Raw genomic sequence first — 15,956 nt, forward strand, 5'->3', positions numbered from 1 at the left:
CAGGGTGAAAAATGAGAATGAGTGTCAAACAGTTACGCGCGTTTTTAGCGGTAGCTCACACTCTCAATTTCGCGCACGCCAGCGAACGCTTAAATCTCTCCCAGCCGGCCCTGAGCCTGACGATTAAAAGTCTGGAAGACGCGCTCGGCGGCCCGCTGCTGCAGCGGAGCACGCGCAAGGTTGCCCTTACGCAGGAAGGAGAGACGTTTCTGCCGATGGCGCGGCAACTCCTTGCCGACTGGGATAATGTGGAGGAGGCGATGCACCAGTGCTTTACCCTGCAGCGCGGCAAAATCTCGGTCGCGGCGATGCCGTCATTTGCCGCCAACGTTTTACCGGAGGTGCTCAAGGCGTTTCGCGATCGCCACGCCGGGATCAACGTCACCGTGCATGACGTCATTAACGAGCAGGTGATTGAGATGGTGCGGGAAGGGCGGGTTGAGATGGGGATCGCCTTTGAGCCAGCCCCCACGCACAACCTGCTATTTACGCCGCTGGGGCTCGACAGGTTTGTCGCCATTGTGCCGAAGGACTCCGCGCTGGCGGGCAAAAAGCGGCTGGCCTGGGAAGAGCTACTGACGCTGGATTTTATTACCCTGCAGCGCCCGTCGGCGGTACGTCTGATGATGGAGGAGGAGCTGGCCCGAAGCGGCAGAAAGCTGGATGTGGCGCTGGAGAGTCATCAGCTGGTGACGGTAGGTCGCATGGTCGCCAGCGGGCTGGGCGGCAGTGCCGTACCGGCGCTCTGCGAAGCGCAGATGACGGCGCTGGGCGCGGTCTGTATACCGCTCGATAATCCGCCCATTGAAAAGTGCATCGGAGCAATCCATCCGGGGCACACGCAGCTCTCTAAAGCGGCGCATGCCCTGCTGGAAACGCTGAAGGATTTTTACCAGCCCGCTCACGGGGCGAGAAATACCTGCGGTACGGGGTGATCCGGATGGCTGCCGACGCGCACCTGTGCGCCGTACCAGCGCGCCAGCGTCCCGGCCTGCAGCACGTCCTCCGGTGTGCCACTGGAGACCAGCCTGCCGTTGTGCAACAGCAGAATGCGATCCGCCCACAGCGCCGCCAGATTGAGATCGTGCAGCACCACGCACACGTGGAGATGACCCCGACGGGTCAGGGATCTCATCAGGCGCAGCAGATGCTGCTGGTGGTAGAGATCCAGCGCGGAGGTGGGCTCATCAAGAAACAGCCAGCCGCGCGGGGCTCCGTCGCACCAGAGCTGGGCCAGCGCGCGGGCGAGCTGGATCCGCTGCTGCTCGCCGCCGGAGAGCGTCGAATAGCGTCTGCCCGCCAGCGGTAGACAGCCCGTTATCGCCATCACTTCCTCAACTACCGACGCTTCAGGGGAGCGAGTCCAGGGCGCGCGTCCCATACCGACCACCGCGTCCACCGGCCAGTCGAATCCGGGCTGAGTATTCTGGCGCATCACCGCCCGGTAGCGCGCGAGGGTATCCGGCGGCCAGTCCGCAAGCGGCGTCCCGGCCAGAGTGCAGCGTCCGCTTGCGGGCTTGAGATAGCCGGTAAGCAGCCGCAATAACGTCGATTTCCCGGCACCGTTGGGGCCAATCAAGGCGACCAGCTCACCTTGAGAGAGGGTAAGCGACACATCGTCGATCAGCGTCCGCTGCCCGGCGTGAAAGAAGATTTTCTCTGCACAATAACGTTCAGCCATGCGTACCTCCGCGACGAAAGATAAGCCACAGGAACCACGGCGCGCCGAGAAGGCTGGTCAATAACCCGACGGGCATCTCCGCCGGAGAGACCTGGGTGCGCGCCAGCGTGTCGGCAACCAGCAGCAGCAGCGCACCGGCCAGCACCGAGCCGGGTATGACGGCCCGGTGGTCGGCCCCCAGCCACATGCGCATCAGGTGCGGCACCACAAGGCCAATAAAGCCGATCACGCCGCTGACGGCTACCGCCGCGGCAACCAGCAGGGCGCTGCACAGCAGCAGGATCCGCTGTACCATCGCGACATCCACCCCGAGATAGTGCGCCTCTTCATCGCCCAGCTGCAGCAGGTTGAGCGGGGCGGCCAGCCGCCAGATAATCAGCACCGCGGGCACCATCAGCGACGTTACAGCCAGCAGGGTGGACCACTGCGCCTGCCCGAGGCTGCCCATTCCCCAGAGGGAAAGCTGGCGAAGCTGGGCATCATTGCTGAGCCATGAGAGCACCCCGACGGCCGCGCCGCACAGGGCGTTGATGGCGATCCCCACCAGCAGCAGGCGGGACAGGGAGCCGTGACGCTGCTGGCTAAGCAGGAAGATAATGACGGTTGCGGCCAGCGCACCGAGGAACGCCGCGAGCATCGGGGCATACAGCATCAGCAGGGCAGGTAACGCGGCGGGAATGACCACCCACAGCGCCACCGCCAGCGCCGCGCCGCTGCTGATCCCCAGCAGACCCGGGTCCGCCAGCGGGTTGCGGAACAGCCCCTGCATCACACAGCCGGCCAGCGCCAGCGCTCCGCCAATCACCAGCGCCAGCAGTACGCGGGGCAGGCGAATGGTAAGCCAGATCTGACGCATGGCCTCATCGCTGCCGCTCCACAGCAGGCTGACCGGCAGGTGCAGTGCCCCAAACCCGGTCGCGGTGAGCGTCATGATGCTCAGGATCGCGGCCAGCATCCACAACGACAAGGCGATCCGCCGGGACATCAGGGCAGTTGCTCCGCTTTGGCGCGCAGCTGCTGGATGGCATCCGGCGTTCGCACGCTGAAGCCCAGCAGCGCCATATCATCAATCGCCAGCACCTGCCTGTTCCGTCCCGCCGGGGTTTGCGCCAGACCGGGCAACTTCCACAGGTTTTCTTCGCCGCCCAGCGCGTTCACGCCGTCCTGCGAAATCACCACCAGATCGGGCTGGCTGGCAATGACCCCTTCCTGAGACAGCGGCTGATAGCGGGTGAATCCCTGCATCGCGTTCTGCAGCCCGGCTGCACGGATGGCAGCGTCTGCGCCGGTCTGCTGCCCGGCGGCCATTGCTGTCATTCCCCCGTGGTTGAGGATAAACAGCACCCGCTTGTTGAAGGGAGCGGAGGGCAGGGCCGCCAGCGCCTGACGCAGCGTGTGGCGCAGGGCTTCCCCCTCGGCTTCATGGTGCGTAGCGTTGGCAATCACCCGAACCTTTTCGTCAATGATGCTCAGGTCGTTGCGGCCGGGAACGGTTACTACCCTGACGTGACTTTGTTCGACCTGCTTTAACGCCAGAGACGGCTGCGCCTGGTCGCTGGCCAGCACCAGCGTGGGGCGCATGGACAAAATGCCTTCGGCGTTAAGCTGGCGTAAATATCCCACGTCAGGCAGATCGTTTGCCGCCTGCGGCCACTGACTGGTGCTGTCGCGCGCGACCAGCGAAGACTGCGCGCCAAGCGCGTAGACAATCTCCGTCACGTCGCCGCCAAGGGCGACAATTTTCTCCTGCGCGGCGGCAAACGCCACCAGAGGCAGGGCGCTCAGCAGGGCTAACCACGTTTTCATGCGGCCAGCCCTTTTGGCGTCAGGGCGTCAATCTGGCTGCGCCACTGGCTCTGCTCCGGCTCACCTTCGGTACGCTGGCCGTAAAGCTGGGCGATTTGCGTGCCGTCGGCGGCAAACAGCTCCAGGCTCGTGACGTGGCCGTCAGCCGTGGGCTTGCGCGTCACCCAGCTCTCTGCGATCGTCTCCTCCAGCAGATGTAGGGTAAAGGCAGGGTTAAAGACGTTCAGCCAGCCTTTCATCGGCACGACTTTTTCCACCGCGCCGGTGAATATCTGCACGCAGCCGCGGTTGCCGACGAAGACCATGATTTCGTTGCCGTCCCGGCGTGCCGCTTCCAGCAGCTGTGCCAGCGCGCTGTTCTCCACCTTACAGGCCAGGTCGTCGCCCACCAGGCGAAACGCCTGCTGACGGCTGAGATTGTGGCGCTTGAGCAGGCTGAAGAACTGATGCACGTCGGTCATGGCGCGCCACTCCTTGTCCACGAGAGCGGCATCCGCGTTTTCGGCGTGAGCCGGGACATCCCCAGCGCTCAGCTCAAGCGGCGGGTTATCGGCAAAGATAAAGCGGGTCAGCACGTCGCCCCAGGCGGCGAGGTCGGTGTTGTCCGTGGTGTAGACCTTCAGCACCGCATCGCCCTGACGATCGAAGAACTGAATGCTCTGTCGCTCGCCGCGGGCGGTGGTTTCGCTGAGGTGAAACGCGCTCGCCCACTGGTTGAGGAACAGGCGCAGATCCAGCGCGCGCGGGTTCAGCACCAGCCCGGCGTGGCCGTTCAGGTGCTGGTTGGTGAAGCTGCCCACCTGCTCGTGAACGGCATACTCGTTGCGGCAGATGCACTTGGTTTCACCCACGGCTTCCAGCGCGCCCAGAATATCGCGGATTTCGCCGCGCAGTCGCCAGGCGTCATGGCCCACGCGGGAAAAGGTCAGCTCCGCTTCGCTGATGTTCATTAACCCTGCGATGTCTCGCGCATACTTACCCGGATTTTCTTCTTTTAGCTCAAGCCAGCGTGCGTAGTGATGCATTGTCTTATCCTTCTGAAGAGTGGCCCCGAAGGGAATTACCACTGATAGCTTACGAAAATCTTGCCGTTACGACCGTCCTGCGGAATACCCTGCGGAGACCAGTACTCCTTATCGAAGGTGTTGCCGAGCACCAGCGTGGTGGTGACGCCCTTGAACTCCTCCTGGCCCTTATAGCTGACGTAGAAATCGTTAACCGCATAGCCCGGCTGCTTGCTGTAGCTGCTGCTGACGTGGGTTGAGCGATCGGCAAAGGTGCCGATCCAGCCCACGGAGAAACCGCTTTGCGCCACCGGAACGTCCAGCTTGCTGGTGACGGTATCCGGGTTAATGCTGGAGATGTACTCGCCCGTATCGGTGTCTTTCCCGCGCGTGCGGTTATAGGCCACGTCGAGGCTAAACAGATCGGCCGAGTATTTTGCCATCATGTCCCAGCCCCAGATTTTGGCGTTCGGAACGTTGTACGACATGGTGGTCGCCGCGGCAAAATCGACGGTGGTGGAGATATAGTCTTTGGCTTTGGTATCGAAATAGCTGGCTTTAAACTCCAGCGCATCGTTGGCAAGCATCAGATCGTCAAAGCGCAGGCCAAAACCAAACTCCTGCGTTTCGTTGGTTTCCGGGCGCAGGTTCGGGTTCGGCACCCAGTAGTTGGTGTAGAAGCGGCCAATGGAGAAGTGTTTGGCGTCGTTATACATCTCACCCATGGTCGGCGCGCGGAAGGCCTGCGCGTAAGATCCGAACAGCATCAGCCAGTCGGTGGGGCTGACGGTTAACCCGGCGCGGGAGGACCATTTATCGGCATCGACATCGTCGTAGCCATTGCTGCTGCCGCGGTAGTTGTCATACCGCGTGCCGCCCAGCAAGGTGATCGGCAGATCGCGAAGGGTGATTTCATCCTGCAGCCAGCCGGAGCTGAAGTCGATTTTCGCCTCCGGGAAGCCGGTCGTGGCCCCGCCCGGACGCTGCTCCTGACGATAATATTCTCCGCCGTAGGTCAGCAGGTGAGAGGCAAAAGAGTCGCTGAACAGGCGGGTACGGTTTTCCACCTTGCCGCCTTTGGTGGTCTGCTTGCGGAACTCGCCGGTGCTGTCGATGTTCTGGGCATTAATGCGCGCTTCGGACCAGTAAACCTTCGCATCGGCGTTCAGCCAGTCGTATCCTTCCGGCGCAATGTGGTAGCCAACCTGCGCATCGCGCTGGATGGTGGAGCGGTCTGTCATCGGGTTGCTGCTATTGGCATCAGAGATTTGCGGGTTTTTCGGCTCCTGCGCGGCATTGTTGTAGTAGCGCAGGGCGCCGCTCAGCGTCTGGGCCTGGTCGATTTTCCAGCTGCCTTTCGCCAGCATGTTATTGATGGATTCGTCGTTCGGCGCCGTCGCACCGTCGCTCTGGCGGATATCGCCGCGGTCGCGGCTGGACCACGATACCAGGCCGTCCAGGGTATCGGTACGACCATAGGCGCTGGCCCCCAGGCCGAGGCTGTGGTCCCCCGTTGCGCCGGTACCAAACACGCGATAACCGCTGTTTTTGCCCGGTTCCAGCAGATCTTTGGCGTCGACGGTGTCATAGGAGATGACGCCACCCAGCGCGCCGCTGCCGTAGAGCAGCGCAGACGGACCGCGCACCACTTCAATACGTTTAATCAGCGCCGGATCGAGGAACGTGCTGTTGAGGTGCCCGGTGTCGGTACCCTGGCGCACGCCGTCGACCAGCACCAGAACGCCGCGGCGGTCGTAGCCGCGCAGGTTAACGTCCTGACCGTTGGTGCGGCCGGTGCCGTCCAGCGTCAGACCGGGCACGTTGCGCAGCAGGTCGGCGGCAGAGCTGGCGGTCTGTTTTTCCGGGGCGGTGGCGTCAACCACGCTCACCATCATTGGGGCTTCGAAAGCGCTACGGGCGTTGCCTGTGGCGGTGACGGTTATTTCATCTGCGGCAGCAAACGCGGCGCCCGGCAGGGTGCTGACAATCGCCAGCGCCAGAAGGGACGGGCGTAAACGTGCGGTATGCAGGTGTAGCATAGCAACTCTCCATAAAGTATCGAAAGCGCTGGCTGCCTGGGGATCACCTGGGTGGCTGGCGAAAGTTTTGGTTTATTTTGTGAGGATCAGTTTTCCGGCATTCGTCTGGCGCAGCAGATACTGCTGGCCGTCATGCTCGATAATCACCCGGCCTTCCTCACCCAACAGGCTTTTGCTGTCGATGCGGCGATCGGTGGAAGCAGGGGATGGCGCTGTGTGTGTTTTTACTGGCGTTGCCGCGCTGTTATCGGTCGGTGACATAATGTTTATAAATAACAATCAATGTAACAATGATAATCATTATCAATAAACTGCAAATTCACGGCAAGCGTTTTTGTGAAAATTGTGTGACGGGATCAAATTCAGGGGAAGGCGATGCGGTCTGATGCCCTCACCCCAACCCTCTCCCACGGGGAGAGGAAGAAGGGCGCGAACCGTAGGTCGGGTAAGCGCAGCGCCACCCGACAATAACATCAGAAGCGAGAATCAACCGCAGCTGCCAGCTTCTCCAGCAGCAGCTCGCTGTCTTCCCAGCTCAGGCACGGGTCGGTGATCGACTGACCGTATACCATCTGCTGGCCGGCAACGATTTTCTGCGTGCCTTCTTTGATAAAGCTTTCGGCCATGATCCCGGCAACGGCGGTCGAGCCGCTGCGGATCTGCTGACAGACCTCATCGCAGACGTCCAGCTGGCGGCGATGCTGCTTCTGGCAGTTGCCGTGGCTGAAATCCACCACCAGATGTTCCGGCAGGTCGAATTCGGCCAGCGTTTCACAGGCGGCAGCGATGTCTTGTGCATGGTAATTAGGCTTCTTCCCGCCGCGCATAATGATATGCCCATACGGGTTACCGCTGGTCTGGTAGATGGTCATATGGCCGTTCTTGTCCGGCGACAGGAACATATGGCTGGCACGCGAGGCGCGAATCGCATCGACCGCAATCCGAGTGTTGCCGTCGGTCCCGTTTTTGAAGCCGACCGGACAGGAGAGGGCTGAGGCCATCTCGCGGTGGATTTGGCTTTCGGTAGTGCGCGCGCCAATCGCGCCCCAGCTGATCAGATCGGCGATAAACTGCCCGGTCACCATGTCGAGAAACTCGGTGGCCGTCGGCACGCCCAGCTCGTTGACCTGCAACAGCAGCTTCCGCGCCAGCTCAATGCCGTGGTTTACGCGATAGCTGCCGTTAAGGTCAGGGTCGGAAATCAGCCCCTTCCAGCCCACCACGGTACGCGGTTTTTCAAAGTAGGTGCGCATCACAATCTCAAGGCGATGCTGGTATTTTTCCCGCAGCCCCTGAAGTCGTTTTGCATAATCCATCGCGGCATCCAGATCGTGGATGGAGCAGGGCCCAATCACCACCAGAAGACGCTTGTCTTCACCATTGAGGATTTTTTCAATGCGGCGGCGGGAGGCCGTCACATGTTCCGCGACCGCGGCGGAAACGGGGTGCCGCTCGGCCAGTTCAGCCGGGGTGACCAGGCTGTCTATGCGCGCCGTGCGGAGTTCATCGGTTTTATTCATGACTTGTCTCAGAAAATTTTTGCTTCATCGGCAGACTACCGGGAAGTGATGGGCATCACATTAAACCAATCCCTGCTGATTTCAAGTTCGGGGCGACACCGCCCCGCTGTTGAAAAGGATGATACATGAATCTGAGCTAATGTACTAGCTTATTAGTACATGCGGCGGTTAAGCCCCATGATGTCGAGAATTTTGGTGGCGATCTCTTCTACCGAATAGTTCGTGCTGTTCAGCCACGGGATCTGGTTTTTGCGGTACAGCGCTTCCACTTCGGAAACCTCCATGCGGCACTGACGCATCGAGGCGTAGCGGCTGTTCTCGCGGCGCTCTTCGCGGATCGCCGCGAGACGTTCCGGGTTAATCGTCAGGCCGAACAGCTTGTGCTGCAGCGGCTTGAGCGCAGCGGGCAGCACCAGGTTATCCATATCGTCGGCAATAAAGGGGTAGTTTGCGGCGCGGATGCCGAACTGCATCGCCAGATAGAGGCTGGTCGGCGTTTTGCCGCAGCGCGACACGCCGAGCAAAATCACCTGCGCCTGGTCGAGGTTGCGCAGCGAGATCCCATCGTCGTGCGCCAGGGTGTAGTCGATGGCGGCAATACGCGCGTCATATTTGGTCAGGTTGCCGGGGTTCAGCCCGTGGGTGCGGTGCGCGATAGGCGTCGGGTCAAGCTTCAGTTCGCTCTGGAGCGGGGCCACCAGCGCCTGCACGATATCCTGGCAAAAGCCTTCACTTTGCAGAATGATGTGGCGAATCTCAGGAATAACGATGGAGTAGAACACCAGCGGGCGCACGCCGGTCTGCTGGAAGATGGCGTCAATCTGGTCTTTCACCGCTTTGGCACGGCTCTCATTTTCCACAAACGGCAGCGTGATGCTGTTAATCGAAACGGGGAATTGCGACATCACCGCGTGGCCCAGCACCTCGGCGGTGATCGCCGTACCATCAGAAATATAAAAAACGTGACGATCGACAGCATTATCCATTTTACCCACCCTGAATATCATACCTAATTGTCTGAAAGCATAAATTAAAAAAGTTAATTGCACAGCAAAGAAGTTATCTGAATTTAAAATGAAATGATGTTTTTGATTTTCCTGAAAAGCGGATTTCATTTTTCAAATAGCGACTTTATTTTTGTGGTTTCTGACTGAATATAGAGGAATCATCAGCTTATTGGCTGGTGGGAAACTATCCGAAAAGTTGAAAATTTAAATTGCTTACACGATTCACCGTTTTTTTAGCGCAAATAATTATGCCAGTATAAATACGTAGTCAGGTGTTACTTACTCCGATCAAATATCACAAAAGGATTGTTTCGATGTCCAACAATGGCTCGTCACCGCTGGTGCTTTGGTATAACCAACTCGGCATGAATGATGTAGACAGAGTTGGGGGCAAAAATGCCTCCCTGGGTGAAATGATTACAAATCTGTCCGGTATGGGTGTCTCCGTACCAAACGGGTTTGCCACGACCGCCGACGCGTTTAATCTGTTTTTAGACCAGAGCGGTGTAAACCAGCGCATTTACGACCTGCTGGATAAAACGGATATTGATGACGTCACCGAGCTTGCCAAAGCCGGGGCGCAGATCCGCCAGTGGATCATCGACACACCTTTCCAGCCGGAACTGGAAAAAGCTATCCATGACGCGTACAACCAGCTCTCCGCTGACGACGCGCAGGCCTCCTTTGCCGTACGTTCTTCCGCGACCGCAGAAGACATGCCGGACGCGTCGTTTGCCGGGCAGCAGGAGACCTTCCTGAACGTTCAGGGCTACGATGCGGTGCTGGTGGCGGTGAAGCACGTATTTGCTTCCCTGTTCAACGACCGCGCCATCTCCTATCGCGTGCACCAGGGCTATGACCATCGCGGCGTGGCGCTCTCCGCGGGCGTGCAGCGCATGGTGCGCTCGGACGTGGGTTCCTCCGGTGTGATGTTCTCCATTGATACCGAATCCGGCTTCGACCAGGTGGTGTTCATCACCTCCGCGTGGGGCCTGGGTGAGATGGTCGTGCAGGGCGCGGTGAACCCTGACGAATTCTACGTACACAAGCCTACGCTTGCCGCGGGCCGTCCGGCGGTGGTGCGCCGCACCATGGGCTCGAAAAAAATCCGCATGATTTATGCCCCAACCCAGGAGCATGGCAAGCAGGTTAAGATTGAAGATGTGCCGCAGGAGCAGCGCGACCGCTTCTCCCTGACCGACGCCGAAGTGCTGGAGCTGGCGAAGCAGGCGGTGCAGATTGAGAAACACTATGGCCGTCCGATGGATATCGAATGGGCGAAAGACGGGAACACCGGCAAGCTGTTTATCGTTCAGGCGCGCCCGGAAACCGTTCGCTCTCGCGGCCAGGTGATGGAGCGTTATACGCTGCACGCGCAGGGTAAAATCGTGGCGGAAGGCCGCGCCATCGGTCACCGCATCGGTGCCGGTCCGGTCAAAGTGATCCACGACATCAGCGAGATGAACCGTATTGAGCCAGGCGATGTGCTGGTGACCGACATGACCGACCCGGACTGGGAACCGATCATGAAGAAAGCGTCGGCCATCGTCACCAACCGCGGCGGCCGTACCTGCCACGCGGCGATCATTGCCCGCGAGCTGGGGATCCCGGCGGTTGTCGGCTGCGGTGACGCCACCGAGCGCATGAAGGACGGGCAGAACGTGACCGTCTCCTGTGCCGAAGGCGACACCGGCTACGTCTACGCCGATATCCTTGACTTCAGCGTGAAGAGCTCCAGCGTGGATACCATGCCGGATCTGCCGCTGAAGATCATGATGAACGTGGGTAACCCGGACCGCGCGTTTGACTTCGCCTGCCTGCCGAACGAAGGCGTTGGCCTGGCGCGTCTGGAATTCATCATTAACCGCATGATCGGCGTTCACCCGCGCGCGCTGCTGGAGTTTGACGACCAGGACGCGAAGCTGCAGAACGAAATCCGCGAGATGATGAAAGGTTACGACTCGCCGAAAGAGTTCTACGTCGGCCGTCTGACCGAAGGGATCGCCACGCTGGGTGCAGCGTTCTACCCGAAACGCGTGATTGTTCGTCTGTCTGACTTTAAGTCTAACGAATACGCTAACCTTGTGGGCGGCGAGCGCTACGAGCCGGAAGAAGAGAACCCGATGCTGGGCTTCCGCGGGGCCGGACGCTACGTGTCCGACAGCTTCCGCGACTGCTTCGCGCTGGAGTGCGAGGCGGTGAAACGCGTGCGCAACGACATGGGGCTGACCAACGTCGAAATTATGATCCCGTTCGTGCGTACCGTGGATCAGGCGAAAGCGGTGGTGGACGAGCTGGCGCGTCAGGGCCTGAAGCGCGGCGAAAACGGGCTGAAGATCATCATGATGTGTGAGATCCCGTCCAACGCCCTGCTGGCCGAGCAGTTCCTGGAGCACTTCGACGGCTTCTCTATCGGCTCGAACGACATGACTCAGCTGACGCTGGGCCTGGACCGCGACTCCGGCGTGGTTTCCGAGCTGTTCGACGAGCGTAACGAGGCGGTGAAAGCGCTGCTTTCCATGTCCATCCGCGCGGCGAAGAAGCAGGGTAAATACGTCGGGATTTGCGGTCAGGGTCCATCCGACCATGAAGACTTTGCCGCCTGGCTGATGGAAGAGGGGATTGACAGCCTCTCCCTGAACCCGGACACGGTAGTGCAAACCTGGCTGAGCCTGGCGGAACTGAACAAGTAACGGCAACACGATCGCAAAAAGGCGAGGATTTTATTCCTCGCCTTTTTTATTTCACCTCTAATTTGCTCCCCATCACAAATAATCTAAAAAACCAAATATCATAATTTGTCTGTTAATTAAGACAATTGTTAGTGCGCAACGCGTTGCTAATACTTGAGCCTTACTGCGCATTTCCCTTCAGATGATGCGCAACTGGTTGAAATACGTTTTAACCTGATAAAAAGGCAAATAACAATGACACTTTCCTCTGTATTGTGTACCAAAGATAAAATAGGTTATGGCTTAGGTGATATGGCCAGCGCGCTGGTCTGGCAAACGGCCACATTATTTCTTGCTTATTTCTATACCGACGTTTTTGGTTTGCCTGCCGCGATCATGGGTACCATGTTTTTAGTGGTGCGCGTGCTTGATGCGTTTGTCGACCCGTGTATTGGCGCGCTGGTTGACCGCACGCAGACGCGTCACGGCCGTTTCCGTCCCTGGCTGCTGTGGTTTGCTATTCCCTTTGGCGTAAGCTGCCTTATTACCTTCTACGTACCGGACGTCGGGCCGACGGCAAAAATTGTTTATGCCTGCGCGACCTACGCGATTTTAAGTCTGATTTACTCCGCCATTAACGTGCCTTACTGCGCCATGCCGGGCGCGCTGACGCTGGATCCGCGCGAGCGTCACTCCCTTCAGTCCTGGCGTTTTGGCCTGTCATTTATTGGCGGGTTGATCGTAACGGTTATCGCTCTGCCGCTGGTCTCATTGTTGGGCCAGGGCAACATGCAGAAAGGCTATTTCTTTGCCATGAGCCTGATGGGGCTGCTGGGAATTGTGCTGTTCTTTTGCTGTTTCCTGATGACCCGCGAGCGTTATTCCCCGCGCAATGATACCTCCGGCTCCATGCTCACCGATTTAAAACTGCTGGCCGGTAACAGCCAGTGGCGCATTGTGTTTGTGTTTAATATTTTGCTGTTAACGGCGGTGGTGACGCGCGGCTCTGCCACCATGTATTACGTCAACTATGTACTGTTGCGCCCGGAGCTGGTTTTTGCCTTTATTGTTTCTGGCATGGTGGCCTCGCTAAGCGGCGCGTTATTATCTGAACGCCTGCTGGGGAAATTTGACCGCGTACGCGCCTATCAGTGGACGATAATGTCCTTCGTCATTTTCGGCGCGCTGATTTTCTTCCTGCCGCCTTCGCAGGTGTGGCTAATCTTTGGCCTTAACATCGTCTTTAGCTTTATTCAAAACCTCACAACGCCGCTCCAGTGGACCATGTTCTCTGATGTGGTCGACTACGAAGAGCATCGTAGCGGCCGCCGTCTGGACGGGCTGGTCTTCTCTACCGCGCTGTTCGCCATCAAGTTTGGCCTTGCGCTGGGCGGGGCGGTGGTCGGCTGGGTGCTCGGCATGGTGAATTACGCCCCGGGCCAGGCAGCCCAGGCGCCGCACGTGCTTTCCACCATCAACGCGCTGTTCACCCTTATTCCGTGCGCGCTGTTCCTCTGCATGGTGGCGCTGCTTTCCATCTACAAGCTCAACAGCAGGCTGGTGGATTCCATCGCCCGGGAGCTGGCCAGCAAGCGTGAGGTAAGACCCGACGCGGGGCAGCTCAGCCCGGCAACCCCTTCCGCACTACAGGAGTAAAATATGACTGCTATCTATAAGGACGCGGGACGTCCCGTGCACGAGCGCGTCGCTGATTTACTGGCGCGCATGACCCCCGAAGAGAAGTTCGCCCAGATGCACGCCTACTGGCTGATCCTTGATGAAAACGGCAACCACCGGGAGCGCAGCGATTTGAGCGACGAATTCGCCGGCGTCAGCGAGCAGGCGGCGCTGAGCGAACGGCTAAAACTGGGCGTCGGGCAGATCACCCGTCCGCTCGGCACCCACATCGTTGACGCGAAAACCGGGGTGCGCGCGGCTAACCGCCTGCAGCGCATGATGATGGAAGAGACGCGGCTTGGCATTCCGGCGTTGTTCCACGAGGAGTGCCTGGTGGGGCTGCTGTGCAAAGACGCCACCCTGTTCCCGTCCTCGCTCAACTACGGCTCGACCTGGGACCCGGAGCTGGTGCAGCGCGCGGCAGAGCAGATCGGTAAAGAGGCGCGTTCCGTCGGTTGCCAGCAGGGGCTGGCTCCGGTGCTGGACGTTTCCCGCGACGTCCGCTGGGGGCGAACCGAAGAGACGTTCGGGGAAGATCCCTGGCTGGTGGGCGTGATGGCAACCGCCTGGGTGAAAGGGTTACAGGGCGACAAGCGCGATCTGCTGGCGACGCTCAAGCATTACGTGGGCCACTCGTTCAGCGAAGGGGCGCGCAACCACGCCCCGGTGCATCTTGGCTTTAGCGAGCTGAACGACACCTTCCTGCTGCCGTTTGAAATGGCGGTGAAGCTGGCAAACGCCGGTTCGGTCATGCCCGCCTACCACGACATCGATAACCAGCCGGGGCACAGCGACAGCTTCCTGTTGACCACCGTCCTGCGCGAACAGTGGGGCTTCGACGGCATTATTGTGGCGGACTACGGCGGCGTCAGCCTGCTGCACCAGCACCACGGGATTTCCCACGACGCAGCGGAGTCCGCCGCGCTGGCGTTTAACGCCGGGCTGGACGTTGAGCTGCCGAAAGATGACTGCGCACGCCATCTGGCGGAAGCGGTAGAGCGCGGGCTGATCTCTATGGCGAAAGTCGATGAGATCGTGGCGCGTACGCTGACCGAAAAATTCCGTCTCGGCCTGTTTGAGAACCCGTATGCCGATGAAAACGGCATCGATCTGCAAAATGAGATGACCCGCCAGGTGGCGCGGGAGGTGGCGACAAAATCGGTCACGCTGCTGGAAAACAACGGCATTCTGCCGCTGAACGGTAAACCTCGCGTGGCGGTGGTGGGGCCGACGGCAGACGATCCACTGGCGTTACTCAGCGGGTATAGCTTCCCGGTCCATCTGATCATCAGCGATATGGTTGAGGAGACCTCACAGGTGACGACCCCGCGCGCGGCGCTGGAGCAGTACCTGGGTGCATCGAACGTGCGCTACGCGAAAGGGTGCCACATTATCGAAAAACGGATGGCGGGCGCGCCGGTCTTCCCGGGCGACAGCGGCGGCAAGCCAATGCAGCAGTCTCCGGTGTCGCAAAGTACCGCACTTATCCCCGAGGCGGTCAGCGCCGCACAGGAGAGTGACGTGGTGGTGGCCTGCGTGGGCGATCTCGCCGGGCTGTTCCAGAGCGGCACCGTGGGGGAAGGCTCCGATACTGACTCCCTGAATCTGCCGGGCGTGCAGCAACAGCTGCTGGAGGCGCTGGTGGCGACGGGCAAACCGGTGATCGTCGTGATGACCGGCGGGCGTCCGTACAACCTTCAGGGGCTGGAGGAGAAGATTGCCGCGCTGATGATGGCCTGGGCGCCGGGACAGGAAGGGGGCTGGGCGATTGCCGATGTGTTAACCGGTCGCGCGGAGCCGCAGGGCCGGCTGGTGGTCAGCGTGCCGAAAAGCGCCGGGGCGATGCCGTTCTACTATAACCACAAGCTGAAAAGCGGCGGCACGCCGTTCGCGTTCCATTTCGGTGCGCGTTACCCGTTTGGTTTCGGCCTCGGCTGGACGCAGTTTAGCTGGGGCACTGCCCGCGTCGCTGAAAGCAGCGTGCCGGTCGACGGGGAGGTGACGCTAAGCGTGGATATCACCAATACCGGCGAGCGCAGCGGCAGCGAGGTGGTGCAGGTCTACGTGCGGGACAAGGTCGCCACCCAGGTGCGCCCGCTTCAGGAGCTTAAGGCCTTCCAGCGCGTCACGCTCTCGCCGGGCGAAACCGCCACGCTCACCTTCACGCTGCCGGTTGAGATGTTCAACTTCACCCGCCGTGACGGCAAGCGCGTCGTTGAGCCGGGCGAGTTTGAACTGCAGATTGGCGCATCGTCGGCGGATATCCGCCAGGCGGTGACGGTCAATGTGACAAGTGAAACGCGGGTGCTGCCTGCTGAGTGGCAGATGCTCAGTGCCTGTGAGGTTACGCGCGCGTAGTCAGGATAAAAAAAAGCCCATCGTGGGAGATGGGCAAAGACTACACACAGCAATTCGTTGTTTCACTCAGGGGATTTCCATGCTTATAAATCAAGGTGTTGATTTATAACCGTGAGCTAATAGTAGGCATTGTAATTTTTAGCGTCGATCAGATTCGTCTCAATAGTTAAAGAGACGTAAAGATTTCTTGAG

12 protein-coding genes and 1 other RNA gene are annotated in these 15,956 nt (G+C 59.6%); 4 read left to right on the forward strand and 9 right to left on the reverse strand.

The features are described from left to right. Positions 1-11: 11 nt before the first annotated feature. Positions 12-935, forward strand: coding sequence for a LysR family transcriptional regulator (locus IM294_RS00370; RefSeq protein ID WP_032644866.1), 924 nt, complete (start codon positions 12-14; stop codon positions 933-935). On the opposite strand, the gene IM294_RS00375 is transcribed toward IM294_RS00370, so the two are convergent. From IM294_RS00375 to IM294_RS00410, 8 genes are all read right to left on the reverse strand, one after another. Beyond that, positions 902-1,681 (reverse strand): heme ABC transporter ATP-binding protein, encoded by a 780-nt coding sequence (locus tag IM294_RS00375; protein WP_041910427.1) that lies wholly within the window; start codon positions 1,679-1,681, stop codon positions 902-904. The two genes, IM294_RS00370 and IM294_RS00375, sit on opposite strands and share 34 nt — an antisense overlap. After that, positions 1,674-2,666, reverse strand: coding sequence for an iron ABC transporter permease (locus IM294_RS00380; RefSeq protein ID WP_126817491.1), 993 nt, complete (start codon positions 2,664-2,666; stop codon positions 1,674-1,676). Before IM294_RS00380 ends, IM294_RS00375 begins: the two co-directional genes overlap by 8 nt. Next, a complete protein-coding gene (locus tag IM294_RS00385) occupies positions 2,666-3,487 on the reverse strand; it encodes a hemin ABC transporter substrate-binding protein (RefSeq protein ID WP_126817489.1) in 822 nt (273 codons plus the stop codon). Before IM294_RS00385 ends, IM294_RS00380 begins: the two co-directional genes overlap by 1 nt. After that, positions 3,484-4,512 (reverse strand): hematinate-forming heme oxygenase ChuS, encoded by a 1,029-nt coding sequence (gene chuS / locus IM294_RS00390; protein ID WP_045630149.1) that lies wholly within the window; start codon positions 4,510-4,512, stop codon positions 3,484-3,486. Before chuS ends, IM294_RS00385 begins: the two co-directional genes overlap by 4 nt. A 35-nt stretch (positions 4,513-4,547) precedes the next feature. Then, positions 4,548-6,530, reverse strand: a complete 1,983-nt coding sequence (locus IM294_RS00395; protein WP_126817487.1) for a TonB-dependent hemoglobin/transferrin/lactoferrin family receptor — start codon at positions 6,528-6,530, stop codon at positions 4,548-4,550. A 72-nt stretch (positions 6,531-6,602) separates the two neighbouring features. Further along, a complete protein-coding gene (gene hemP, locus IM294_RS00400; protein WP_028012833.1) occupies positions 6,603-6,791 on the reverse strand; it encodes a hemin uptake protein HemP in 189 nt (62 codons plus the stop codon). A gap of 212 nt (positions 6,792-7,003) precedes the next feature. Continuing rightward, entirely contained in the window at positions 7,004-8,050 is a 1,047-nt protein-coding gene (gene aroH, locus IM294_RS00405) for a 3-deoxy-7-phosphoheptulonate synthase AroH (protein ID WP_028012834.1), read from the reverse strand. 152 nt (positions 8,051-8,202) lie between these two features. Next, complete coding sequence (locus IM294_RS00410; protein WP_028012835.1) at positions 8,203-9,036, reverse strand: pyruvate, water dikinase regulatory protein; 834 nt, start codon at positions 9,034-9,036, stop codon at positions 8,203-8,205. 335 nt (positions 9,037-9,371) lie between these two features. Here IM294_RS00410 and ppsA point away from each other — a divergent pair, with 335 nt between their 5' ends. The 3 genes from ppsA to IM294_RS00425 all read left to right on the forward strand — a co-directional run bounded on the left by ppsA (position 9,372) and on the right by IM294_RS00425 (position 15,764). Continuing rightward, on the forward strand, positions 9,372-11,750 hold the full coding sequence (gene ppsA / locus IM294_RS00415) for a phosphoenolpyruvate synthase (protein WP_126817485.1): 2,379 nt from the start codon (positions 9,372-9,374) through the stop codon (positions 11,748-11,750). A gap of 234 nt (positions 11,751-11,984) precedes the next feature. After that, positions 11,985-13,385 carry an MFS transporter gene (locus tag IM294_RS00420; protein ID WP_126817483.1) on the forward strand — a complete coding sequence of 467 codons (1,401 nt, stop codon included), beginning with the start codon at positions 11,985-11,987 and terminating at the stop codon, positions 13,383-13,385. 3 nt (positions 13,386-13,388) lie between these two features. Next, on the forward strand, positions 13,389-15,764 hold the full coding sequence (locus IM294_RS00425) for a glycoside hydrolase family 3 N-terminal domain-containing protein (RefSeq protein WP_126817481.1): 2,376 nt from the start codon (positions 13,389-13,391) through the stop codon (positions 15,762-15,764). A gap of 5 nt (positions 15,765-15,769) precedes the next feature. Here IM294_RS00425 and rprA read toward each other — a convergent pair. Beyond that, an RNA gene (gene rprA / locus IM294_RS00430) (antisense sRNA RprA) lies at positions 15,770-15,877 on the reverse strand. Positions 15,878-15,956 lie beyond the last annotated feature (79 nt).

This window comes from Enterobacter cloacae complex sp. P43RS (assembly GCF_014930585.1).
GTDB lineage: Bacteria > Pseudomonadota > Gammaproteobacteria > Enterobacterales > Enterobacteriaceae > Enterobacter > Enterobacter bugandensis.